The organism is Massilia sp. UMI-21 (assembly GCA_015277795.1).
Taxonomy (GTDB): domain Bacteria; phylum Pseudomonadota; class Gammaproteobacteria; order Burkholderiales; family Burkholderiaceae_D; genus Telluria.
Genome location: CP063848.1, coordinates 2,199,395 through 2,222,883, shown reverse-complemented (window position 1 = coordinate 2,222,883; position 23,489 = coordinate 2,199,395). Strand labels below are relative to the sequence as shown.

The following is a 23,489-nucleotide window of genomic DNA, read 5'->3' as shown; positions in this document are numbered from 1 at the left end:
GGTGTCTCCTTCATTTCAGCTGGTGAATTGTTAGATTGTCGATGGTCTGGCGCGACCAGGTGGTGCGAAATCCGGTGTAGCCCTGGGTGAAGGGCTGGCGGTCGCGATAAACAAACACCTCGCGGCCGTCGATGCGCATGCGGGTGCAGCCGCGGTAGACCGCGATCTCGACCCGGTAGTCGCGGTTCGGCTGCAGCATCCACTCGGGGGAGAGGCGCTCGCCGACCATCACCCGCTGCCCCCCGCCGTAGCGACGCAGGCGGGTGGTGGTGTTGTGGTTGCCGCCGACGCCGGCATAGTACATGTCCAGGTCGTCGTAGTCCTCGAACTTGCCCGAGCGCGTGAACAGTCCGGCCCTGGCGGGATCGCGCGCCATCCAGAAGTGGTTCAGGTCGGACAGGCGGTCGTTGGGGCCGCCGTCCAGCAGCACGCGGCGGGTGTAGGCGATCAGGATGTCGCCGGACAGCCGCTTGTCGAGCCAGACGGTGGCGCCCGAATCGACGTCGATCACCAGGCGGCCGTCGCGGGTGCCGACGAAGTTGCCCGGCTTGTGCGCATACTCGCTCACATAGCCCTTCAGCGGGCCCGCGAAATCGTCCTGGTGCAGCAGCTCGCCGCGCCGGCCCCAGTCCTCACAGGCCGCCTGGGCCGCCTGGGCGGCGCCGCTTGCCAGCAGCAGGCATGCAAACAGGGCTCTCATCACTGGATACCTGCGCCCTTGTCGGAAAAATAGGAGCCCAGCGGATTGCCCGGCAGCGCCTTCAGGCCGGCGACCACGCGCCTGGCGTTGAATTCGGCGCCCTCCAGGTTGGTGTGGGTGCGCGCGTCCGAAAAGAAGGTGTCGACCTTGCCGGGCCCGATGGCGCGGTAGCCTTCGGTGACCAGCAGCGTCAGGTCCATGAAGTGGGCGCCGCCGGCCTCGGCCACCTGCCGGCCCCAATCGGCGAAGTTGGCGAAGTCCCGCTCCTGCTGCCACTTGTCGCGGTGCGGGATCGGCGCAGCGATGACCACGGTCGCGCCCTTGGCCTTCGCATCGGCCACGTAGCGCGCCATGTACCAGCCGAAGCTGTGCACCTGTTCCTTGCTGCCGTCGGGGCGGGTATCCTCGACCGTCCCGGGGCCGACGCCCGCGCCCGAGGCGCGGTTCTTGTTGGCCGGATCGCCGATGCGGCCGCCGTCGTTGTGGCCGAACTGGATCACGACGAAGTCGCCCGCCTTGAGCTGCCCGAGCACGCGCTCCCAGCGGCCTTCGGTGAAGAAGGTGCGGCTGCTGCGCCCGCCGATGGCGGCGTTGACCACATTGATCTTGCGCGTATCGAAGTAAGGCGCGATACGTTCGCCCCAGCCGATCGCGCCATTCTGTCCGCCGCTCTTGACGGTGGAGTCGCCCACCAGGAACAGGGTCGGCAGGCCGGCATCGCGCGGCGCTTCCTCGCGCACGGTGCGGGCATCCACCACCGGACGGACATCCTCGGCCGGTTTCAGGAAGGACGCCAGGCGCGCATCGCCCAGGGACTTCAGGCCGGCAACGACCAGTTCCGCGTTGAGCACGGCGCCGGCCCAGTTGGTGTGGACGCGCTCGTCCGGCACGGTGGCCGGGAACATCTGCATGACCGCAGCGCGGCCCATCTCGTCATAACGGCGCGCCGCCATCTCGTTCAGGTCGATGAAGCCCGCATGTTCGCTGCGCGCGACCTGCTCGGCCCAGCCGGCATAGTCGCCCTTGTTGCGGCGCAGCTTGCCCTGCTCCGGACCGTCTTCGTTCCAGGCCTTGCGCGGAATGAGCGAGACCACCACCGGCGTCGCGCCCTTGGCCCGGATATCGGCAATGAACTTGCGCAGGTACCAGCCGTAGCTGTGCACGGTCTCGCGCTTGCTGGTCAACATATTGTCGATCTCGGTGGCCTCGTCGCCGACCCCGCGGATGGTGCCGCGCGCGCGCTTGTCGTCGTTGAGCGGCCCCGCATCGTTGTGCCCGAACTGCATCAGGACGATGTCGCCGGGCTTGACGAAGGCCAGGCTGCGCTCCCAGTGGCCGCTGCTGACGTAAGTACGGCTGGACAGGCCGCCGACCGCGCGGTTGACGACGTTGACCTTGGCCGGATCGAAGTAGGCGGCGAGCGGATTGCCCCACCCCCACTGCCCTTGTGCGCCCTTGCCCTGGCCGTCGTCGTGGCCGTTGCGCACCGTGGAGTCGCCGATCAGGATGATCGACGGCAGCGCCGGATTGGCGGGCGTCGGCAGCACGACCTGGGCGCGCGCCGGATCGGTATTGACGGCCGCCGGCGGCGTCGTCTGCGGCGCTTGCGCCTGGGCCAGTCCGGCAGCCAGCAAGAGCATGGCGCCGGCACGGATCAAGGTGCCAAGATAGGACATGGGCGGGTCTCCGATTGTTGTAATGTGATCTTGCCTATAGGCCGATTCTATGCGCCGGCGCGAAAACCGGCAGTCTTGACGCAGAAAGAATCAAGATCATGATCGGTTATGAGCAGGTCGTGCTGGGAGAATGAGCGGACAACATCACAATATGGAGACTCAGACATGCGTTCCCCCGTCATCACCGCGCTGTGCCTGTCGTCGGCACTGCTGTTCAGCCTCGACGCTTCCGCCCAGATCGGCAAGCGCTTCCCCTCCGAGCGCAAGCTGGTCAAGGACCCGGTCACCGGCACGGTGCTCACCTTCCTGACCAGTAAGCCGCACGGCGATTCCAAGATCTATCCGACCCACCCGCAATGGACCGCGGACGGCAAGTGGCTGGTGTTCCGCTCGCGCCTGGCCGGCGCGGAAGCGATCGCCGTCAACGAGGCAAGCGGCGACCTGGTGCAGGTCACCGAGGGCGGCTACACCGGCATGCTGAACCTGGCGCGCAAGTCGATGAAGCTGTACTTCATGCGCCAGCCGAAGGACGGCGACGGCGGCCTGCAGGTGGTCGAAGTCGACCTGGCGCGCGTGTTCGCCGACAGCGCCGCGGGCCGCATGCAGTCGGCCGGCAGCTACCAGCGCATCGCCGCCACCCTGCCCGCCGAGCTCGAGGCCGGCGGCGACCTGGCGCTCGACGCCGACGAGGAATGGGTCTACTTCAAGGTCGGCCCGGGCCAGGCCGCCAGGCACCTGGCGCCCGGCACCAAGATCGAGCCGGCCTTCGGCCCGCGCAAGATGGGCGCCGGCCCCCAGGGCATCGCGCGCCTGAACCTGCGTACCGGCGAAGTCAAGCACGTGGTCTCGGTGCCGTTCCAGGTCGGCCACATCCAGGCCAACCTGTGGAACCCGGGCGAGATCGTGTTCTGCTGGGAGACCGGCGGCAAGTCGCCGCAGCGTACCTGGACCGTGAAGGCGGACGGCAGCGGCCTGCGCCCGCTGTACCCGGAGGCGCCCTACGAATGGGTGACGCACGAGGCGGTGATCTCGAAGGATGAAGTGGCGATGGCGATCATGGGCCACCGCTCCATCCCAGGCGCGGCCAAGGCCGTGGATGCACCGGCCACCGGCGTCGGCGGCGCCAATCCGGGGCAGGACGACGGCTGGGGCCAGACCGGCACCCGCGAAAAGCCGACCGGCCTGGCGATCGTCAACCTGCGCACGCGCCAGATGCAGATCGTCGGACAGACTGATTCGGGCAGCGGCCTGTGGCACGTGCACGGCTCCAGCGACGGCCGCTTCGCCGTGGGCGACGATTTCAGCCGCAGCGTCTACCTGATCGACCGCCGCAACCGCGAAATGATGATGCTCACCACCGGCCACAAGACCACCGCGGCCGACCACACGCACCCGACCTTCAACGCGGACGGCACCAAGATCCAGATCCAGTCGGCCATGCTGTCGGAAGACGGCCGCTCGATGAACATCGTGGTGGTGCCGGTGCCGGAGGCCTGGCTCAAGCGCCCGTGAACCTAGGGCAGCGGCGTGATCGACACATTGCGCAGCTCGTAGGGCGTGCCTTCGAGCTGGAAGCCGATCCGCCCCGCGCGCGGCGTTGCCGCGCTGATGCGGTTCTGCGGCACGCCGTTGATGCTCACTTCGATCACGCCGTCGCGCGCCAGGATGTCGGCGCTGTTCCATTCGCCCGCCGGACGCTCGCTGTCCAGGCCCGTGTGCCCCTTGATCGGCGGGTAGGCCCCGGGCGCGGTAGTGAGCGGCTCGGCGAAGGATGCGCCGGCCATCGGCAGCACGTCGCCGGCGAAGCCGTGCTTGGTCTGCACCTGCACGCTCACCGGCCAGGCGCCATCCTTCGGACCGGAAGCCACGTGCAGCAGCACGCCGGCATTTCCCGGATTGCCCGGCCAGCGCCATTCGACGTGCAGCCGATAGTCGGCATAACCGGCGCGGGTGGCGATGTAGCCGGACGGCTTGCCTGCCACCTTGATCACGCCGTCCGCGCCGCGCGACCACACCGTGGATGGGTCGAGCGCCGGCGTGGCGACCAGTTCCAGGCCCTCCATGCCGTCGAAGGGCTGCAGGCCCGGGGTGGCGCAGCCGCCGAACAGGGCTGCGGCTGCAAGCAAACTAGCGAGATGAGAAAGCTTTACCATATGAGGAGAGTCCTATGAATGAGAAAAGGAGACGTACGATGACCCAGCTTGCCGCCGGACTGGCGCTGGCCGCCGCCGGAAGCTTGCCGGCCTTCGCAGCGGGGCCGCTGGTGCTGCCCTTGTGGCCCGAAGGGGTGCCGGGCGCCAAACCGGAACTCGGCCCGAACCGCGTCGACGACGAGGGGCGTACCACCAACATCAGCGAGCCCACCCTGACGGTGTACCCGGCGGCCGTCGACCGGCCCAACGGCACCGCCGTCATCATCTGCCCGGGCGGCGGCTACGTGCGCCAGGCAAGCCGGCGCGAGGGCGAGCAGGTCGCGCACTGGTTGAGCACCCTGGGCGTCACCAGCTTCGTGCTGACCTACCGCCAGCAGGAATTCGGCCACCCGGCGCCGCTGCGCGACGTGCTGCGCGCGGTGCGCATGGTGCGCGCCCAGGCGGCGCAATTCAAGGTGCAGCCGGACCGCATCGGGGTGATGGGCAGTTCGGCCGGCGGACACCTGGCCGCCAGCGCCGGCACCCTGTTCGACCATCCGCTCGGGCGCACCGGCGCGGAGCTCGACAAGGTGAGCGCGCGGCCGGACTTCCTGATGCTGATGTATCCGGTGATCGCCATGGAAGGCCCCGCCGTGCATGCCGGCTCGCGCAAGGCCTTGCTCGGCGCCTCGCCCACGGCGGCGGAGCTGGCGCTGATGTCGGTCGAGCGCCAGGTGACGGCCCGCACGCCGCCGACCCTCCTGATCCATACCCAGGCCGACGCCGCGGTGCCGGTCGAGAACAGCATCCTGTTCTACCAGGCGCTCGCCCGCAACAAGGTGCCGGCCGAGATGTATCTGTTCGAGCAAGGGTCGCATGGGATGGGGATGCGCGATGGCTTGGGGACGGCGTCGACCTGGCCGCGTCGGGCGGAAGAGTGGATGAAGATGCGCGGGCTGCTCGACCGGGCGAGATGATCACATCTCGGTGTTGCGAGCTGCGCGCCTGATCCCTGGCTGCTTGAACGCGTGGGCGGCGAACTCGCCCACCCTACGCGCCACGCGTCAGGCCATGTGGAAGACCTGGGTGAGCGGCCATTCCCTCGGCCGGTTGCCCGGCTCGACTTCCATCAGGTCGGCCATGTAATCCCACCAGCGCCGCATCACCGGATGTTCCGGCAAGGGCCCGAGCCGGTGACCGGGATGCAGTTTCATCACCGCGAACAGGTCGAGCGTCGCCTCGTCCAGGAAGATCGCATAATCGTGAATGCCGGCGCCGCCCAGCAAGGCGGACAGTTCCGGCCAGATCTCGTCGTGGCGGCGCCGGTATTCCGCCTCGTTGCCCGGCTTGAGTTTCATGCGGAATGCGCGCGTGCCGCGCTGGTCTGCGATGCTCATGTCTTGTCCTGCTCCTCGTAACTCTTCCTGGATGGGTCTTGCTTGACGCGCGGCGCGCCCACTGCGAAGCTGCCGGCGGGCAGTCCCTCGACGCTGCTGGCCGTGCCGACCGCGATCGGCGCGCCCAGGCGCAGGCGGGTATCGGTGAACCGCCAGCCGCTGGCATCCTCGATGTATCCGCCCCGCCCGGCCTCGATATCGAGTCCGTCGAAGCGGAAGTCGCGCATCGGCTCCTCGGCAAAGCCGTCGACCTCGAAGGCCGTGGCGGCCCCGCGCGCCTTGATGTTCCAGATCCGTACATTGCGGAAACGCGCCCTGCCTTTCTCGGGCGGCACCCGGGTCGCCAGCACCCTGTAGTGCGGCGGCGGATTGCGCACCGAGGCGGGAATGACCGCGTAGCTGTAGGCCGGGTTCCAGTTCATGGTGGCGCGCATCACCACCGGCACGCCGTCCATGACGAAGTCGTGCAGGCGCAGGTTCTCGCCCCAGCCGCCGCGCGTGTGCGCCGACTTGAACAGGATCCCGACCGGCACCCCGCTCTCGACCCGGATGTTGTAGGCCTCGATGTTGCGGAAACCGCCCGAGGTCTCGCTGCCGAAGGTGAAGCCGGCGGCGCCGGCGCGCACCACCGTGTCGCGCACCACCACGTCCTCGGTGGGCCGCGCCACCCGCAGGCCGTCCGAGTCGCGCCCGGCCTTCATCACCAGCGCATCGTCGTTGACCGCGATGTCGGCGTTCGCCACCAGGATGCGGCGCGAGGAATCGATGTCGATGCCGTCGGTCGAGGGGCCGTGACCGTCCTCGTTGTTGCGGATGACGAGGCCGTCGATGACGACGTCGCTGGAATAGCACACGTGCAGGGTCCAGAAGCCGGAACGGCGCATGAGCAGGCCGCCGCCGATCCGGATGTCGCTCGACTCGAACACCTGCACCAGGCGCGGACGGCCGGCATCGTAGTCCGAGGCCCAGCGCAGGCCGCGCGGCTCGTATTGCTTGCGCAGGGTCCAGTAGCTTTCCCAGAACACCTTGCCGTCGCCGTCGATCGTGCCTTCGCCGACGATCGCCGCGCCCTTCTGGCCCACGATGTTGACCAGGGCGGCGGGCCAGCGCATCTCGATGCCGGCGATGCGGGTCGGCTGCACCGGATAGTCGGCGATGTCGCGCGAGCCGAGCAGGGTCACGCCCTGGTCGAGGCGCAGGGTGACGCCGGACTTCACGAAGATGGCGCCGGTGAGGTAGCTACCGGCCGGGAACACGACGGTGCCGCCCTTCGCTGCGGCCGCATCGATGGCGGCCTGGATGGCGGCGGTGTTCATGGTGCTGCCGTCGCCGCGCGCGCCGTAGCGGGCGGCGTCGACCAGGGTCGGGGCGGCTGCAAGGCCTGGCGACAGCGCGCTGAGCGCCAGCCCGGCCAGCAGCCGCCTGCGGGATGCGGTCATGGAAATGCCCCGTTCAAGGTGAGCTAGGGTGGGCAGGGCTCCTGCCCACGCATTCAACGACGAGACCAGGAGCCGATACCGTCAGGATCAAACGATCCCGCTGCTGCTGGCGCCGGCCTTGGCCGGGCGCGCGCCGGCGACACGGTCGCGGTAGCCGCTGGCGCGGTAGCAGGCCACCGGGTCGGCTGCGCCGCCCGAGCGTACCCGCGCCATGGCCAGGATCGGGCTGACGTCGGTACGGTAGGCGCGCTTCAGGCACTGCGCCGCCTGCAGCACGTCGTTCTGCTCCTGCAGCGCCGCCAGTTCGTTGCGGTCGACCAGGGCCGACTGCACGAAGGCGCGCTGCACTTCGGCCGCGCTGCTCATCAGGCTCTCGATCGGATCGGTCACGTTGTGCGACTGGTCCAGCATGTAGGCCGGCTTGAAGGCCGGACCCTCGCGCAGGGCGGCGTCGGCCAGCTCGTTGAAGACCAGGAACAGCTGGAAGGGGTTGATCGAGCCCGAATCGAGGTCGTCGTCGCCGTACTTGCTGTCGTTGAAGTGGAAGCCGCCGAGTTTGCCGAACTGCGCCAGGCGCGCCACGATCATCTCGATGTTGGTGTTCGGCGCGTGGTGGCCCAGGTCGACCAGGCACTTGGCCTTCGGGCCGAGGGTGGTGGCGCAGGCGAAGCTGGTGCCCCAGTCGGCGATGGTGGTGGCGTAGAAGGCCGGCTCGAACAGCTTGTGCTCGATGAAGATGTTCCAGTCCTCGGGCAGCGCCGCGTAGATCTGGCGCATGCTTTCCAGGTAGCGTTCCAGCGCGCCGCGCAGGTTGCTCTGGCCCGGGAAGTTGGCGCCGTCGCCGACCCAGACGGTCAGCGCCTGCGAGCCGAGCGCTTTGCCCAGCTCGATGCATTCGATGTTGTGGGCGACGGCCTGGGCGCGCGCCTGGGCGTTCATCGAGGTCAGGCTGCCGTATTTATACGTGTGCTCCTGCCCCACCTGGTCCTGGAAGGTATTCGAGTTGACCGCGTCGAAGCCCAGGCCAAGTTCCTGTGCGATGCCGCGCAGCTCCGAGGCGTCGCTCGGCTTGTCCCACGGGAAGTGCAGCGAGACGGCCGGGGTGGCCCGGGTCAGCTGGTGGATCACGCCGCAGTCTTCCAGTTTCTCGACCACGTTGCGCGGTTCGCCGCGGCCGGGGAAGCGCGCGAAACGCGTGCCGCCGGTGCCGGCGCCCCAGCTCGGGACCGCCACGGCGAAGCCTGCCGCCTGCGCGGTGAGTTTGTCGATGTCCAGGCCGCGGCGCGCCAGCACCCCGCCCAGCGCGTCGTAGTCGGCCTGCAGGCCGGCGTCCAGTTTGGCGTTCTGGTCCTGGACCAGGCCCGCGTCGATCAGGTTTTTCAAGTTCGTCTCCTTCATGCCTGCGGTGGCAAGGGTGTCGCCCCCTGCCCCGCAGTCTTCTATTTTAGCGGGTGAATGCCCCGGCATTGCCGGCGTCCACATTGAGGATGTTGCCGGTGCTCTTGCCCGACTTGTCGCTGGCGAAGAAGTAGACGGCTTCGGCGATGTCTTCCGGCAGCACGCTCAGTTTCAGCATGCTGCGCTTGCGGTAGAACTCTTCGATGTCGTTCGTGCCGATCTTGTTCGATGCGGCGCGCTCCTCTTTCCACTTGCCGTCCCAGATGCGCGAGCCCTTGATGACCGCGTCCGGGTTGACGACGTTGACGCGGATGCCGTGTTCGGCGCCTTCCAGCGCGATGCAGCGCGCCAGGTGCAGCTCGGCCGCCTTGGCGGTGCAGTAGGCCGAGGCGCCTGCGGAGGCAACCAGCCCGTTCTTGCTACCCACGAAGACCATGCTGCCGCCCAGCTTCTGCTGCTTCATGATCTGGAAGGCCGAGCGGCTGACCAGGAAGTAGCCCGTCACCAGGATGTCCTGGTTGCGCTTCCAGATTTCGAGCGTGGTCTCGTCCAGCGGCGCGGCCGAGGCGATGCCGGCGTTCGACACCAGCAGGTCGACGCCGCCGAAGCGCAGGGCGGTTTCGAGCAGTACCTGGGCGACTTCCTCCTCGCTGGTGATGTTGCCGCGCACGACCGCGACGTTGTCCTTGCCGGCGACCGTCGACAGTGCCCCCTGGGTGCCGGCCAGCGCTTCGCTGTCGATGTCGGTCACCATCACGCAGGCGCCTTCCTGCAGCAGCTGGCGGGCGACCGCCTGGCCGATGCCGCCGGCGCCGCCGGTCACCAGGGCGATGCGGCCGGCCAGGCTCTTCGGCTTGGGCATGCGCTGCAGTTTCGCTTCCTCGAGCAGCCAGTATTCGATGTCGAAGGCTTCCTGTTCCGGCAGGCCGACGTAGATGTCGACGCCGTTCGCACCGCGCATCACGTTGATCGCGTTGATGTAGAACTCGCCAGCGATGCGTGCGGTCGCCTTGTCCTTCGCGAAGGACAGCATGCCCACGCCCGGGATCAGGTAGATGATCGGGTTGGCGTCGCGGATCTTCGGGGAGGTGGCGCGCTTGCAGCGCTCGTAGTAGGCGCTGTAGTCGGCGCGGTAGTCGCTCAGTGCCTCGTCCAGGCCGGCGACCAGGCGCTCGAAGTCGGGTGCGGCCGGATCGAAGTCCAGCACCAGCGGGCGGATCTTGGTGCGCAGGAAGTGGTCGGGGCAGGATGTGCCGAGGGCGGCCAGCGGCTTGAGGTCGGCGCTGCAGACGAATTCCAGCACCGCATCGCTGTCGTCGAAGTGGCCCAGCTTGTACTCTTCCTGGCTGATCTTGCCGCGCAGGAGCGGCATCAGGCGCGCCACCAGGGCGGCGCGTTCGGTTGCCGGCAGCGGCTGGGCAGCCTGGCCGCCGAACACCGGCTGCTGGATGTTCGCAGCCAGCCAGTCCTCGGCGCGCTTGATGATCGCCAGCGTGGTCTCGTAGCAGGATTTCGCCGTGTCGCCCCAGGTGAACAGGCCATGGCCTTCCAGGATGATGCCCTTGAGCTCGGGGTTCTCGCGCGAGACGGTTTCCAGCTTCAGACCCAGGTCGTAGCCCGGACGCTGCCACGGCAGCCAGCCCAGTTCACCTTCGAAGATCTTGGCGGTCAGCTCGCGGCTGTTCTTGCAGGCGGCGATCGCGATGCACGAATCCGGGTGCATGTGATCGACGTGCTTGTGGGCGATGTAGGCGTGCAGCGGAGTATCGATCGAGGCCGCGCGCGGGTTCAGGTTGAAGGTGCAGTGCGGCAGGTAGCCGACCATCTCGTCTTCGTGCTCGAGACCGCGGTAGCGCCCTTTCAGGGCCTGCAGCTTGTCCATGTACAGGGTCGAGAAACCGTCCAGCTTGATCGAACCCAGGTCGCCGCCCGAGCCCTTCACCCACAGGACCTCGACCTGCTGTCCCGACAGCGGGTCTTGCATGGTGACCTTGGCCGAGGTATTGCCGCCGCCGAAATTGGTAATGCGCAGGTCCGAACCAAGCAGGTTGGAACGGTACAGCAGCAGTTCCGGCTCGCTCATGTCGGCGGCCACGCTGTCGTCCCAGCGCGAAGTGATTGCTTCGCGCGGTTTCGTTTCGCTCATTGCGCCCATCAAATATCTCCAAGTTGATTGTTTTGTCATCGCCGGATTGGTCGATGCGTCTCTTCCAATGTCCTGCCGCCGCCACACCGTGCGGCACCGGAGGACAGTAGAAATCAGCCGGGCAAGGGGTGTCAACGCGGAAACGATCAACTTGATGACCAACTCGCATTCAATCATCGGCTTGAGCGAATTGCGCGTTTGTGCGTTGCAACGAAGGCAAATAATCAGGTGATTGATCATTTGGTGATTGACGTTACGGCAGTGATTGCTTAATACTTTCCTCACACACCGCGATTCCCCTAGGGAACGACGGTCGGGCGCCGCAGGTGCCCACATGACACGCCGCATAAAAACAGACGGCTTTCGGAGGAGACAACATGGTGAATCACAAACGCCGCAAGCGTTTGCTGAAGCTGCTTGCCGAGCATGGAACGGCAACGGTCCAGCAGCTTGTCGAATGGCTCAACGCATCCCCTGCCACGGTCCGCCGCGACATCAGCTGGCTGGCCGGCCGCAACCTGCTCACCCGCACCCGCGGCGGGGCCGAGAACCTGCTGCCGAAGACGCGCCAGTTCTCGCTGACCAGCGAAACCTTCCAGAACAACATCCAGTGCTTCGCAGCGCGCAAGCGCGCCATCGCCCGCTGTGCCGCCGGCATGTGCACCGACGGCGAAACGATCATCATCAACGGTGGCACCACCACCTTCATGATGGCCGAATTCCTGACCGACAAGCATCTCAAGATCCTGACCAACTCCTTCCTGATGGCCGAACGCCTGCTGGTATCGAGCGAGAACGAGATCATCGTGCCGGGCGGCCGCGTCTACCGCGAGCAGAACGTCATCCTCTCGCCTTTCGATAACGACATCACCCAGCACCACTACGCCACCAAGATGTTCATGAGCGTCTACGGCCTGTCGCTGCTGGGACTGATGGAAGCCGACCCGCTCCTGATCCAGGCCGAGAAGCGCCTGATCAGCCAGGCCGAGGAACTGGTGGTGCTGGCCGACAGCTCGAAATTCGCCCGCAAGGCCGGCCTGATCCTGTGCGGCCTGGACCGCGTGTCCACCGTCATCACCGATACCAACGCCTCCGACAAGGCCGTGCAGCTGCTCGAGCAGTACGGCGTGAAGGTGGTCACCGTCGAACCCGACGGCGAACAGTCCGTCCTGAACACCCCGCCGCGCTACAGCGCGCCATATGACCTGCAGTCCGCAGCCCTGATGGAGCTTTCCCATTGAAGATCACATCGATCAAACACCTCGTGCTCGCGGCCGCCGCCGCCGGCGTCCTCGCCGGCCTGGCCGGCTGCGGTGAAAAGAAATCCGACCCGGGCGCGCCCGAACAGATGAAGATCGCGATGGTCGTGAAAAGCCTCGGCAACGGCTTCTTCGACGCCGCCCACACCGGCGCCAAGGAAGCGGCCGGCCAGATCGGCGGGGTCGAGGTGATCTACACCGGCCCGACCACGCCCAGCGCCGAAGGCCAGATCGAGATCATCAACTCGCTGATCAGCCAGAAGGTCGATGCGATCGTGGTCTCGGCCAACGATCCGAACGCCCTGGTGCCGATCACGAAGAAGGCCATGCAGCGCGGAATCAAGGTGATCTCCTTCGACAGCGGCATCGCGCCGGGCGGGCGCCAGATGCAGCTCAACCCGTCCAACGCGCAGCTGATCGGCGAGAAGCAGATCGAGATGGCCGCCACGGAAATGGGCGGCAAGGGCGAGCTGGCGATCCTGTCGGCCTCGGCCCAGGCGACCAACCAGAACACCTGGATCGAGGTCATGAAGAAGATGCTCCAGAAGCCCGAATACAAGGACCTGAAGCTGGTTGCCACCGTCTACGGCGACGACCAGTCGGACAAGAGCTACCGCGAAGCGATCGGCCTGCTGCGCAGCCATCCGAAGCTGAAGGCGATCATCGCCCCGACCACGGTCGGCATCGTCGCCGCCAGCAAGGCGGTCGCGGACGAAGGCCTGGTCGGCAAGGTCTTCGTCACCGGCCTGGGCCTGCCGTCCGAGATGGCCGGCCATGTCAAGAGCGGCGCGGTGCGCGAGTTCGCGATCTGGAATCCGATCGACCTCGGCTACGCCGCCACCTACGCCGCCCACGAATTCGTGACCGGCAAGGCGAAGTCCGAGCCGGGCGCCAGCGTCTCGGTCGGCCGCCTCGGCCAGGTGACCCTGGATGCCCAGGGCGAAGCCGCCCTCGGCCCGCCGTTCACCTACAACGCCGGGAACGTCGACAAGTTCGCCAAGCTGTTCTGAGCCACCCGGCCCGGTTCGACCGCCGCGCGCGATGCCCTGGCGCGCGGCGCCCCTCACTTTTAGCGACACCCGTATGCCAGTGACCCAACTGACAAGCCCTCCCCTACGCCAGGCAAACGGCGCCGCCGATCCGGCCACTGCGCCGGTCCTGCAACTGAGCGGCATCACCAAGCGCTTCAACGGCGTCCATGCCCTGAACGGCGTGCGCCTGTCCATCCGTCCGGGCCAGGTCATGGCCCTGATCGGCGAGAACGGCGCCGGCAAGTCGACCCTGGTCAAGACCCTGACCGGCATCCACCGCCCTGACGCCGGCAGCATCCTGCTCGACGGGAAGGAAGTCGCCTTCGGCAGCCCGCAGGAAGCGATGGCCGCCGGCATCACCGCCGTGCACCAGGAAACCGTCATGTTCGACGAACTGTCGGTGGCCGAGAACATCTATGTCGGGCGCCACCCGACGCGCGGCGCGCTCAAGGGATTCCAGCGCATCGACTGGAACACCATCGAGCGGGAAGCCGAGCGCCTGTTCGCGCGTCTCGAAGTCGCCCTGCCGGTGCGGGCTAGAGTCCGCGACCTGTCGGTGGCGCAGCGTCACTTCGTGGAGATCGCGCGCGCCCTGTCGCAGGACGCGCGGGTGGTGATCATGGACGAACCGACCGCGGCCCTGTCGCAGCGCGAGATCCGCGAACTGTACCGCATCATCGACCAGCTCAAGGCGGCCGGCACCGCCGTCATTTTTATCTCGCACAAGTTCGACGAGATCTTCGAGGTCGCCGACTGCTACACCGTGCTGCGCGACGGCCAGTTCGTGGCCGAAGGCCGCCTGGACGACATCAGCGAGCCGGAACTGGTGGCCCTGATGGTGGGCCGCTCCGTGCACCAGGCCTATCCCAAGGCCGAGGTGGAGATCGGGGCGCCGCTGCTGACCGTAGAAAACCTGTGCCACCCGACCGAATTCCAGGACGTCAGCTTCAGCCTGCGCAAGGGTGAGATCCTCGGCTTCTACGGCCTGGTGGGGGCGGGCCGCTCGGAAGTGATGCAGGCCCTGTTCGGCCTCACCACCAAGGTCAGCGGCAGCGTGCGCCTGGAAGGCGTCGATGCCACGTTCCGCGCGCCGGGCGAGGCCATCGCCCGCGGCCTGGCCTATGTACCGGAAGACCGCCAGCAGCACGGCGCGCACCTGAGCCTGCCGATCCAGCACAACATCACGCTGCCGATCCTGTCGACCTTCGGCTTCTTCACGCGCGCCCGCGCGGAAAGCCAGCTTGCGCGCCGCTTCGCCGAGCAGCTCGAACTCAAGGCCCACCACCTCAGGCAGCACGTGGCGGAACTCTCGGGCGGCAACCAGCAGAAGGTGGTGCTGGGCAAATGGCTGGCCACGAATCCGAAAGTGATCATCCTCGACGAACCGACCAAGGGCATCGACATCGGCTCCAAGGCCGCGGTGCACCGCTTCATCAGCGAACTGGTGGCGCGCGGCCTGTCCGTCATCCTGGTGTCGTCCGAACTCCCCGAAGTGCTGGGCCTGGCCGACCGCGTGGTGGTGATGCGCCAGGGCCGCGTGGTGCGCGAGTTCGCGCGCCAGGACGCCACGCCCGAAACCGTGGTGGCGGCGGCATCCGGCGTCGACCTGGGCGCCGCCAACGAGGCAGCAGCATGAAAATGAACGTACTCAAGCAACGCGAGCCCCTGCTCGCCCTGATGGTGGTGGCGCTGGTGCTGCTGGTCGGCCTGCGCGCGCCGGTCTTCCTGAGCGCCGGTTCGCTGGCCAACCTGCTCACCGACAGTACCCTGCTGGTGATGCTGGCGCTGACCCAGATGCTGGTGATCGTCACGCGCGGCATCGACCTGTCGGTGGCGTCCACGCTGGCCCTGTCGGGCATGGTCGCGGCCATGCTGGCCGCCGCCAACCCGGCGCTGCCGCTGGTGTTCGTGATGCTGGCGGCCACCCTCACCGGCCTGGCCGCGGGCCTGCTCAACGGCTGGCTGATCGGCTATCTGCAACTGCCGCCGATCGTGGTCACGCTCGGCACCATGAGCGTCTACCGCGGCCTGGTGTTCGTGCTGTCGGGCGGCGCCTGGGTCTCGGCGCACCAGATGCCGGCCGGTTTCGTGGCCTTCCCGCTCACCCGCCTGCTCGGCCTGCCGCACCTGGTGTGGATCGCGCTGGGCGCCGTGCTGGCGATGGCCTTCATCGCCCGCCACACCCGCTTCGGGCGCGACCTGTACGCGATCGGCAATGCGCCACATTGCGCCGCCTACATCGGCATCCCGACCGCCAAGCGCCTGTTCTGGACCTATGGCCTGTCGGGCATGGTCGCCGGCCTGTGCGGCTACCTGTGGGTGGCGCGCTACGCCGTGGCCTACACCGAGATCGCCTACGGCTTCGAATTCACCGTGATCGCTGCCTGCGTGATCGGCGGCGTCAGCATCGCCGGCGGCGTCGGCAGCGTGGCCGGCGCCATGCTGGGCGCGCTGTTCCTGTCGGTGATCGGCAATGCGCTGCCGGTGCTGCAGGTCTCGCCGTTCTGGCAAAGCGCCCTGACCGGCGCCGTGATCCTGGTCGCCGTCCTGCTCAATGCGCGCGGCAACCGCAACCGCAGCCGCCAGATCCTGCCGCTGCACAAGCTTGACAACCTGAGGAGCGCCGCGTGAACGCCAGCACCATTGCACAGACCGAGGCCGGCGCCGGCGTCGATGCCGACGTCGAGGCCAAGGCCGGCTCGCGCTACACCATCCTGGACCGCGAGAAACCGGCCCTGCGCCATCTTGCCGGGCGCTGGGAAAGCCTGCTGGCGCTGCTGCTGCTGGCGGTGTTCGTCACCGGCGGCGTCACCTTGCCGCACTTCCTCGACCCCTACAACCTGCTGGACGCCACCGCCAACTTCAGCGAGAAGGCCCTGATCGCGCTGCCGATGGCCCTGCTCATCATCTGCCGCGAGATCGACATCTCGGTGGCCGGCACCCTGGCCCTGTGCTCGGTGGCGATGGGCCTGGCCCAGCAGGCCGGCGCCCCCGCCGAGGCCTTGCTGCTGGTGGCGCTGGGCACCGGCCTGGCCTGCGGCTGGCTGAACGGCTTCCTGGTCACCCGCTTCATGCTGCCCTCGATCGTGGTCACCATCGGCAGCGTCTCGCTGTACCGGGGCCTGGCCAGCGTGGTGCTGGGCGACAAGGCATTCACCAGCTATCCGGAAGCCATGACGGCCTGGGGCCAGGGCGTGTTCTTCGGCATGGTGCCGCGCAGCTTCGTGATCCTGCTCGGTTTCGCGCTGCTGTTCGCGCTGGTGCTGCACTGGACCTCGCCAGGGCGCCGCCTGTACGCGATCGGCAACAACCCGGATGCCGCGCGCTTCTCCGGCATCGCGGTCGACCGCTACCGCCTGGGCCTGTTCATGCTTACCGGCGCGATGGCCGGCCTGGCGGCCTTCCTGCTCACCGGGCGCATCGGCAGCACCCGTCCGAACATCGCCACCGGCTGGGAACTCGAGATCATCACCATGGTGATCCTGGGCGGCGTGAGCATCGCCGGCGGCGCCGGCACCATCGGCGGCGTGCTGCTGGCGGTGCTGACCATGGGCGCCGTGACCTACGGCCTGGCGCTGGCCAACGTGCCCGGCATCTACATGACCATCGTGGTCGGCGTGCTGCTGCTCGCCACCATCGCCGTGTCGCGCCTGATGCGCGGCATACCGACCCGCCACTGACAGGAACAGCATGCACATCGGAGCAAGCGCGGGCGACGCCCTGATCGTTCTCGACATCGGCAAGACCAACGTCAAGCTGGCGCTGGTCGACGCCGGCGGCCGCCTGATCGCGGAAGAACGCCGCCCGAACGCCATCCTGCCCGATGGCCCCTACCCGCACCACGACACCGAGGGCATCTGGACCTGGATGCTGGCCACCTGCCGCGCGTTCGCCAAACGGGCGCAGGTCTCGGCGATCGTCCCGGTGACCCACGGCGCCACCGCCGCCCTGGTCGACGAGACCGGCCTGGTGCTGCCGGTGCTAGACTACGAGGCGCCGCTGCCGGGCCTGGACTACGCCAGCCTGCGCCCGCCGTATGCGCAGACCTGTTCGCCGCAGCTTCCGGCCGGCCTGAACCTCGGCCGCCAGCTGGCCTGGCTGCAGGGGCGCCACCCCGAACAATTCGCGCGCGCGCGCCATATCCTGATGTACCCGCAGTACTGGGCCTGGCGCCTGTGCGGCGTGGCCGCCGGCGAGGCCACCTCGCTCGGCTGCCACACCGACATGTGGGACCCGCTGCGCCAGGCGTATTCGGCCCTGGTGGGCCGCATGGGCTGGGCGGACAAACTCCCGCCCATCCGCCCGCCGTCGGCCACGCTGGGCGCCCTGCGCGCCGAGGTCGTGGAAGCCACCGGGCTGGCGCCGGATTGCCAGGTCCTGTGCGGCATCCACGACAGCAATGCCTCGCTGGTGCGCTACCTGGGCGGCGACGGCGCCGTCACTGCGCGCACGGTGCTGTCGACCGGCACCTGGGTGATCGCCGCCGCCTTCGGCACCAGCCTGGGAGGCCTGCGCGAACAGGCCGACATGCTGGCCAATACCAATGCGCTGGGGCAGCCGGTGGCCTGCATGCGCTTCATGGGCGGCCGCGAATTCGCGGCCCTGGCGGGCGACCAGCCGGCTACCTGCTCCTACCAGCAGCTCGCGCAGATGGTGGCGCGCGGCAGCATGGCCATTCCCTGCTTCGCCGACAGCGGCGGCCCCTTCGCCGGCCACGCCGGGCGCATCGAAGGACGGGCGCCGCTCGACGCCGGCGAACGCTTCGCGCTCGCCACCCTGTACTGCGTGTTGATGACCGACTACTGCCTCGACGCCCTCGGCGCGCGCGGCCCGATCACGGTCGAGGGCAGCTTCACCGCCAATCCCTGGTTCGGCCCCCTGCTGGCCGGCCTGCGTCCGCAGCAGGCGCTGAGCTATTCGGACGACGCCAGCGGCACCACCTGCGGCGCCTGGCTGCTGCGCTATCGCGACGCCACGCCGCCGGGCCAGGGCGTGCCCAAGCCGCCGCGCGCCCTTGCCGGCCTGGACGCCTATCGCGCCAAATGGCGCGCAGCGCTGGGCCAGGCGGACGCTCCGGCGGCTGCCGCTGCAGCGCCGTGATGGCCGTGCCTGCACCTGCGCTCCCGCGCGCATGGGAGCGGCAAGCAGCCGCAGAACCTGATACAAAAAGATCGGGCATCGGCCGGAAATCGAATCATTTCGCGCCGTTCTGCCTTTGCCCACATTGAGATTGTTTCGTGATGCGTGCGGCGCGCCCCTTGCATGAAGCCGAGGCCGCCCTAGACTGAATCCAGCGCGATGCAGCCCGCATCGCGGCATCCCGACGGTCGACACCGCGCCCCGGCGCGACGCCAGTTCCGAAGGCCTTTCGTCGCTTCGTGAAGGAACGATCATGCGTCCCCATTTTGTCCTGAATCTCTTCCTTGCTCCCGCCGCCCTGCTGCTCGCCGCCGGCGCCGGGGCCCAGAACATGCCCTACCCGCCGGCCGACACGGCGCCGCTCACCTCGGTGCAGGTGACGGCTATGGCCAAGCCCCAGCGGATCAGGCAGCATCAAGCGGAGAAGATCTCCGGTGCCTATGAGATGTCGAACGGCTGGTACCTGCGCGTACTCACCTCGGCCCGCCATATCGACGCGATCATCGACGACCAGCCGCCGCTGCGGCTGATGCCGGTCGCGCCCTACCGGTTCGTCTCCGGCGACGGTAACGTGACCATGGACTTCCACCGCGGCCAGACCGGCGACGACATGACGATGAGCTACGTGCCGGACAAACAGCTGGCCCAGCGCATCGTGATCTCGTCGCGCGTCGCCCAACGCTGAACCGGCGACGGCGCCTGCTCAGCCACCGGCGCGTTTGGCCCGGTGGCCGAGCTTGTCCAGCTCGGCGAGCAGCTTATCGCAGTGCTCGCCCTGCACTTCGATCACGCCATCCTTGACGGTACCGCCCGAACCGCAGGCGCTGCGCAACTGCTTGCCCAGCAAAGCCAGCGCGTCCGGATCGAGCGCCAGGCCCTTGACCAGGGTGACGCTCTTGCCGCCGCGGCCCTTGGTCTGGCGCGACACCCGGGCCACGCCATCGCCCTCGGGGACGGTCCTGGCCTTGGCCTTGCAGGCGCATTGCGCCAGGGGCTGGCGGCACGCGGGGCACATGCGTCCGCCTTCCGTTGAATAGACCAGACCACCTTCTGCACGCTGCTTCATGTCCGACCCTGCCATGTCCGTGTTGTGAAGCGCAGGAGTCTACCAGCCTTCGGCGCGGCGCCGGCCCCTGCTTTTGCATGGCTACTGCATGAGCTCCAGGTCGACGCCGCCGCGCACCGCGCGCAGCGTCACCAGCTCCACCGGTTCCAGCGCGTTTTCCGCCCGCCCGTCGGTGGTCACCGCCAGCGCCAGCGTGTTCTCGCCGTTCGGGTTCAGGATGCCGGGCGGGATCACGAAGGTCCGCTGCGGGCCGATGTGGGCGATGAACTGTCCCATGTTCCAGCCGTTCACGAAGATCAGCGCGCGGTTCTCGCGCTCCGATCGCGGCTTGCCCGTATCGCCGAAGGCCAGCCCCAGCTGGACGTCATGCCCGCGCGGCAAGTCCAGCCTGAAGCTGGTGCGCAGCCAGTAGGTGCCGGCCGCCGGCGGCGCATCGGTGGTGCGCGCCGCTTTCCAGCCCTGCGGCGCCGCCCCGGGCAGGTGCCATCCCCGGCGCTCGCCATACAGGCCGCCGTTGTTCATCGGGCCGCGCAGGCGGTCGACCAGGTCTTCCCCGCCCTGTCGGCCCTGGATGCGCCAGGCGATCGGCACCGCGAAGCGCTGGCCGCCGCGCCTGGTGAGCGAGGCCGAGATCAGGCCGCGCGCTTCGCGGTGGTAGTCGTCGGCCATCAGGTTCCAGTTATGGGAGTTGTTGCGCACCATGACCGCGATCACGTGCTCGCCCGGAGCCAGCGCGCCGAGCGAGAGCTTGATGCTGTCGGTGGTCTCCGGGAACGAGCGCCCGGTATCAAGCTCGTGCTGGCCGACGTAGCGCCCGTCGATCCAGACCTGGATCAGGCCTGCGCCGCCGGCGCCGTAGAACAGCTCGAGCTGGTTGGCTTTCGGATCGTTCGCGCTGAAGCGGCCGCGGTACCACACGTCGCCGTGGTGGAAGCCGTAGTCGCTCATCGCCAGGGTCGGCTGGCCGCGTTCCGGCATGGTCCAGGTCTGGGCCGCCGACGGACGGCGGTCGGCCTGTACCCAGGCGCTGTCGTCGAAGCCGGGCGCGGATTCGAGGCTGCCGGTGCGGCGGGTCCAGGCCAGGCGTGCCAGCTCGGGCAGCTTGACCGCTTCCGGTCCCTCGATGGCGCCGGCGCCGGCGCGCACGCTGCCGTCCGGCTGGCGCGTCAAGGCCAGCTGCTGGCCGTTGAAGCTGGCCGTCTCGAAGGCCGGCCCCCAGATCTCGATGGCGCTGTCGTGCGCGGCGTCGCCGCGCAGGGCCAGTTTGCCTTGGCTGAGCGTGGCCGAGCGCACCAGCGCAGGCGTGAGCTGCAGCGCGCGGCCGGCGCCGGTCTCCTGGGTCCAGAAGCGCAGGCTGCTCGCTTCGTCGGCCAGCAGGAGCAGCATCGGCGCGCGGCCGCCGCCCGAGATGCGCACCCGCGCCAGGCCGTCGTGCACGTAGTTCAGCACCAGGTCGCCGCGCGCGGCATCCCAGCGCGAGCGCACCTGCCCGGCCAGCACTTCCACGGTCGGCGCGCCGGCGTAGCGCAGCACGGTTTCGCCCGCGATGCCGTCGCGTCCATGCAGCAGGACGATATCGCGCTCGCCGTTGCGGAAATGGGTCTGCAGCTCCGAGGTCGAATACACCAGGTGCTGGCGCTCCATGTCGTAGGCGGCGAGCAGCATGCGCGCATCCTGGCCGCGCAGGGTCGAGGCGATCGTGTAGTCGCCGTCGCGGGTGCTGAGCGCCACGCTGAAGCGCTCCTCGCCCTTGCCGTCGGGCGGATTGTGGGCGGCGAAGACCAGGTGCGAGCCCAGGCGCCGGTTGATGTTGTGGTAGACCTTGAGCTTGCCGCCGGCAGGCGCCAGTGCGGGCCCCTTGTCCATCTCGGCCAGCACCTGCTCCGCGGCCTGCACGAACATGCCCTGCTGCTTGAGCGCCAGGGCTTTCGGACGCAGCCCCCGGTCTTCCGAGATCGGCGCGCCGTAGTCGTAGGAGGTGTACACCACCGGGCCGCCGAGCCAGCCCCAGGAAGTGCCGCCAAAGGTCATGTAGATGTTGTGGATCGTGATGCGGTTGATCAGGTTGGTGCCGTAGAACACCCGCTGGTAGCCCTTGCCCTGGCGTTCGGCGGTGCAGGCATAGGTGCCGTTGGAGCCCCAGTAGTCGAACCAGCCGCCGCCCAGTTCCGCCGCGAAGCCGGGCGTGCCGGGCGAGGACAGGGCGCCGACCTTGCCGGCGCCGCTTGCATAGATGCCCCAGTCCGGCGCCTTGTTGGCGCCCGCCGGGTTGGCGAACACGTCGCAACTGCCGCCGGGGTAGCCGTCGAAAGCGTACAGATCGGTCGGTCCCGGATTGGCCCAGGGCGCGCTCGATCCTTTCGGCGTCCAGTCGGGCAGGCGGCCGGCGGCATTGTGGAAGAAAGGCACGGTGATGCCATCGCTGCGGGCCTTGCGCGCCAGGTGCTCCATCTGGCGCACATGCTTGGGCTCGACCTTGCCCAGCTCGTTCTCGAGCTGGTAGGCGATCACGTTGCCGCCGCCGTTGGTCAGCTGGTGGCGCGCGATGATCGCGTTAATCTGGGTCATCCATTCGTCGACCGCCGCCAGGTAGACCGGGTCGTCGGTGCGGGCTTCGGCGCGGCTGCGGAACATCCAGCCCGGATAGCCGCCGCCGGTCAGCTCGGAATTGATGTAGGGGCCGGTGCGGGCGATCACGTACATGCCCTCTTCTTCGGCGATCTGCAGGGCGCGCTCGACGTTGCGGATGCCCGAGAAGTCGTACACGCCCGGCGCCGGCGAATGGTAGCCCCAGTCGAAATAGAAGGCCACGCCGTTGAAGCCGAGCGCCTTCATCTTCTGGATCACGTCGCGCCACAGGGACGGATTCGGCAGGCGGAACGGATGGATTTCGCCCGACCAGACCACCACGCGCTTGCCGTCCACTTTCAGCGAATACTGGTCCCAGGCGATCGTCTTCGGAGACTCCTTGGGCGCGGTGGCGGCTTCCACCGCCTGGGCCGGTTCGGCCGTTGCACTGAAGTCGGCGGCCATCGCGGCGGTGCCGGTCACGCGGCGCGCTTCGCTCCAGCTGCGTCCGCCGTCCTGGCTGTCCGCATACCACCCGTGCGCGCCGTCTTCGCTGCGGGTGTACAGGCGCAGCGTCGCGCCCAGCGGCACCAGTGCGGCCGGGCTCATGCCCTCGCCGATGCCCTTGCCGATGCCCTCCAGGGTCGACGGCGGCGCGATCCGCCATGGTCCGGCCAGGGTCGCCGCGCGCGCCAGCACCAGGCGCCCGCTGCGTTCTTCGCGCGCCACAGCGACGTAGCCGTCGCCGTCGGCCGCGGCCACCGTATCGGCATAGCCGGCATCGAGCCCGCGCATCGGCGCCGGCGCCGACCAGCCGGCCAGCCGGTCGTCCGGCGTGAGCACGTAGGCGCCCTGCCCACCGGCGGCCGGCAGGGTCACGACCAGCTGCAGTCGTCCGTCGGGCGCGCGCACCCAGCCGGGGGCGCGGACGCTGCCGCTGCCGGCGCGCAGTTCGGGCAGGGCGTCCCAGCGGCGCAGGTCGGACGAGCGTGCCAAGCCGATGGCGCCGGGCGTGCCGGTGACGTAGGCCAGCACATGGCGGCCGTCGGCATGGCGCGCCAGCGCCGGGTCGCGCAGCGTGCCCGCCGGCGGCGCCCAGGTGTCCGAGGCCAGCGACACGAAGTTGGCGCCGTCCTGCGAGGCCAGCACGCTGAGCCGCCCGGCGGCGCCCGCGCCCAGGGCGGGCATCAGGACCACCTGCCCGGTCCGGGCCGCCGCCTGGGCCGCGGCGCCGTCGGCCTGCTGTCCCGAGCCCTGCGGGATGCCGAGCTCCTGGGCGTTGGCGCCGCATAGGGCCGCGGCGGCCGCGAACGCGAGGGCGCGCAGGCGTTGCGGGTTCCGCGAGTTCCCCGCGTTCCCCGCGTTCCCCGAGTGCCGGACATCGGCTGGATCAAACCTCTTCATGCGCGCTCCTTCAGGTCCGCATCATTGACAAATATTCCCTGGCCCGGCCGTGCAGGCGGCGGTACCCCCGGACATTTTATGTGCCCTGGCGCAGATCGATCATCCCCGCCGCGAAAGAATCAGCCGCCTGATCG

At 68.6% G+C, this 23,489-nt stretch carries 18 protein-coding genes; 9 read left to right on the top strand and 9 right to left on the bottom strand.

Translation table 11 applies throughout. The features are described from left to right. Positions 1–10: 10 nt before the first annotated feature. Together IM543_09830 and IM543_09825 are read right to left on the bottom strand one after the other, a co-directional pair. A complete protein-coding gene (locus IM543_09830) occupies positions 11–700 on the bottom strand; it encodes a methyltransferase (GenBank protein ID QOY96094.1) in 690 nt (229 codons plus the stop codon). Further along, the gene (locus IM543_09825) at positions 700–2,340 is read right to left on the bottom strand and encodes a rhamnogalacturonan acetylesterase (protein QOY96607.1); all 1,641 of its coding nucleotides are present in this window, start codon (positions 2,338–2,340) and stop codon (positions 700–702) included. The genes IM543_09830 and IM543_09825 overlap by 1 nt, the downstream gene beginning before the upstream one ends. A 201-nt stretch (positions 2,341–2,541) precedes the next feature. Between IM543_09825 and IM543_09820 the strand changes: the two genes are divergently transcribed. Further along, entirely contained in the window at positions 2,542–3,888 is a 1,347-nt protein-coding gene (locus tag IM543_09820) for a hypothetical protein (GenBank protein ID QOY96093.1), read from the top strand. Positions 3,889–3,890: 2 nt separating this feature from the next. Here IM543_09820 and IM543_09815 read toward each other — a convergent pair whose 3' ends face one another. Then, positions 3,891–4,529: a DUF1080 domain-containing protein gene (locus tag IM543_09815; GenBank protein QOY96092.1), complete on the bottom strand. Its 639-nt coding sequence runs from the start codon at positions 4,527–4,529 to the stop codon at positions 3,891–3,893. 14 nt (positions 4,530–4,543) lie between these two features. Here IM543_09815 and IM543_09810 point away from each other — a divergent pair, with 14 nt between their 5' ends. Next, positions 4,544–5,485 carry an alpha/beta hydrolase gene (locus IM543_09810; protein ID QOY96091.1) on the top strand — a complete coding sequence of 314 codons (942 nt, stop codon included), beginning with the start codon at positions 4,544–4,546 and terminating at the stop codon, positions 5,483–5,485. 87 nt (positions 5,486–5,572) lie between these two features. On the opposite strand, the gene IM543_09805 is transcribed toward IM543_09810, so the two are convergent. The 4 genes from IM543_09805 to IM543_09790 form a co-directional block, all read right to left on the bottom strand. Beyond that, positions 5,573–5,866, bottom strand: coding sequence for an L-rhamnose mutarotase (locus IM543_09805; protein QOY96606.1), 294 nt, complete (start codon positions 5,864–5,866; stop codon positions 5,573–5,575). Positions 5,867–5,901: 35 nt separating this feature from the next. Continuing rightward, positions 5,902–7,344: a glycoside hydrolase family 28 protein gene (locus tag IM543_09800; protein QOY96090.1), complete on the bottom strand. Its 1,443-nt coding sequence runs from the start codon at positions 7,342–7,344 to the stop codon at positions 5,902–5,904. 87 nt (positions 7,345–7,431) lie between these two features. Next, positions 7,432–8,742: an L-rhamnose catabolism isomerase gene (gene rhaI, locus IM543_09795; protein ID QOY96089.1), complete on the bottom strand. Its 1,311-nt coding sequence runs from the start codon at positions 8,740–8,742 to the stop codon at positions 7,432–7,434. 46 nt (positions 8,743–8,788) lie between these two features. Further along, positions 8,789–10,897, bottom strand: a complete 2,109-nt coding sequence (locus tag IM543_09790) for a bifunctional rhamnulose-1-phosphate aldolase/short-chain dehydrogenase (GenBank protein QOY96088.1) — start codon at positions 10,895–10,897, stop codon at positions 8,789–8,791. Positions 10,898–11,265: 368 nt separating this feature from the next. Between IM543_09790 and IM543_09785 the strand changes: the two genes are divergently transcribed. The 7 genes from IM543_09785 to IM543_09755 all read left to right on the top strand — a co-directional run bounded on the left by IM543_09785 (position 11,266) and on the right by IM543_09755 (position 19,002). Next, positions 11,266–12,129 carry a DeoR/GlpR transcriptional regulator gene (locus IM543_09785; protein ID QOY96087.1) on the top strand — a complete coding sequence of 288 codons (864 nt, stop codon included), beginning with the start codon at positions 11,266–11,268 and terminating at the stop codon, positions 12,127–12,129. After that, entirely contained in the window at positions 12,126–13,157 is a 1,032-nt protein-coding gene (rhaS, locus tag IM543_09780) for a rhamnose ABC transporter substrate-binding protein (protein QOY96086.1), read from the top strand. The genes IM543_09785 and rhaS overlap by 4 nt, the downstream gene beginning before the upstream one ends. Before the next feature lie 73 nt (positions 13,158–13,230). Continuing rightward, the gene (locus tag IM543_09775; protein ID QOY96085.1) at positions 13,231–14,814 is read left to right on the top strand and encodes a sugar ABC transporter ATP-binding protein; all 1,584 of its coding nucleotides are present in this window, start codon (positions 13,231–13,233) and stop codon (positions 14,812–14,814) included. Next, entirely contained in the window at positions 14,811–15,809 is a 999-nt protein-coding gene (locus IM543_09770) for an ABC transporter permease (GenBank protein QOY96084.1), read from the top strand. The genes IM543_09775 and IM543_09770 overlap by 4 nt, the downstream gene beginning before the upstream one ends. Next, complete coding sequence (locus IM543_09765) at positions 15,806–16,858, top strand: ABC transporter permease (GenBank protein QOY96083.1); 1,053 nt, start codon at positions 15,806–15,808, stop codon at positions 16,856–16,858. The genes IM543_09770 and IM543_09765 overlap by 4 nt, the downstream gene beginning before the upstream one ends. A gap of 10 nt (positions 16,859–16,868) precedes the next feature. Next, positions 16,869–18,278 carry an L-fuculose kinase gene (locus IM543_09760; GenBank protein ID QOY96082.1) on the top strand — a complete coding sequence of 470 codons (1,410 nt, stop codon included), beginning with the start codon at positions 16,869–16,871 and terminating at the stop codon, positions 18,276–18,278. Between the two features lie 292 nt (positions 18,279–18,570). Then, positions 18,571–19,002, top strand: a complete 432-nt coding sequence (locus IM543_09755; GenBank protein QOY96081.1) for a hypothetical protein — start codon at positions 18,571–18,573, stop codon at positions 19,000–19,002. An 18-nt stretch (positions 19,003–19,020) separates the two neighbouring features. Here the strand turns inward: IM543_09755 and IM543_09750 are convergent, their stop codons facing one another. Together IM543_09750 and IM543_09745 are read right to left on the bottom strand one after the other, a co-directional pair. Next, on the bottom strand, positions 19,021–19,383 hold the full coding sequence (locus IM543_09750) for a translation initiation factor Sui1 (protein ID QOY96080.1): 363 nt from the start codon (positions 19,381–19,383) through the stop codon (positions 19,021–19,023). 81 nt (positions 19,384–19,464) lie between these two features. Beyond that, a complete protein-coding gene (locus IM543_09745; protein QOY96079.1) occupies positions 19,465–23,355 on the bottom strand; it encodes a beta-galactosidase in 3,891 nt (1,296 codons plus the stop codon). Positions 23,356–23,489 lie beyond the last annotated feature (134 nt).

Coding starts and splice junctions, on each gene's coding strand:
- IM543_09830 (QOY96094.1), bottom strand. CDS start 700: ATGAGAGCCCTGTTTGCATGCCTGCTGCTGGCAAGCGGCGCCGCCCAG.
- IM543_09825 (QOY96607.1), bottom strand. CDS start 2,340: ATGCTCTTGCTGGCTGCCGGACTGGCCCAGGCGCAAGCGCCGCAGACG.
- IM543_09820 (QOY96093.1), top strand. CDS start 2,542: ATGCGTTCCCCCGTCATCACCGCGCTGTGCCTGTCGTCGGCACTGCTG.
- IM543_09815 (QOY96092.1), bottom strand. CDS start 4,529: ATGGTAAAGCTTTCTCATCTCGCTAGTTTGCTTGCAGCCGCAGCCCTG.
- IM543_09810 (QOY96091.1), top strand. CDS start 4,544: ATGAATGAGAAAAGGAGACGTACGATGACCCAGCTTGCCGCCGGACTG.
- IM543_09805 (QOY96606.1), bottom strand. CDS start 5,866: ATGAAACTCAAGCCGGGCAACGAGGCGGAATACCGGCGCCGCCACGAC.
- IM543_09800 (QOY96090.1), bottom strand. CDS start 7,344: ATGACCGCATCCCGCAGGCGGCTGCTGGCCGGGCTGGCGCTCAGCGCG.
- rhaI (QOY96089.1), bottom strand. CDS start 8,742: ATGAAGGAGACGAACTTGAAAAACCTGATCGACGCGGGCCTGGTCCAG.
- IM543_09790 (QOY96088.1), bottom strand. CDS start 10,897: ATGGGCGCAATGAGCGAAACGAAACCGCGCGAAGCAATCACTTCGCGC.
- IM543_09785 (QOY96087.1), top strand. CDS start 11,266: ATGGTGAATCACAAACGCCGCAAGCGTTTGCTGAAGCTGCTTGCCGAG.
- IM543_09775 (QOY96085.1), top strand. CDS start 13,231: ATGCCAGTGACCCAACTGACAAGCCCTCCCCTACGCCAGGCAAACGGC.
- IM543_09770 (QOY96084.1), top strand. CDS start 14,811: ATGAAAATGAACGTACTCAAGCAACGCGAGCCCCTGCTCGCCCTGATG.
- IM543_09760 (QOY96082.1), top strand. CDS start 16,869: ATGCACATCGGAGCAAGCGCGGGCGACGCCCTGATCGTTCTCGACATC.
- IM543_09755 (QOY96081.1), top strand. CDS start 18,571: ATGCGTCCCCATTTTGTCCTGAATCTCTTCCTTGCTCCCGCCGCCCTG.
- IM543_09750 (QOY96080.1), bottom strand. CDS start 19,383: ATGAAGCAGCGTGCAGAAGGTGGTCTGGTCTATTCAACGGAAGGCGGA.
- IM543_09745 (QOY96079.1), bottom strand. CDS start 23,355: ATGAAGAGGTTTGATCCAGCCGATGTCCGGCACTCGGGGAACGCGGGG.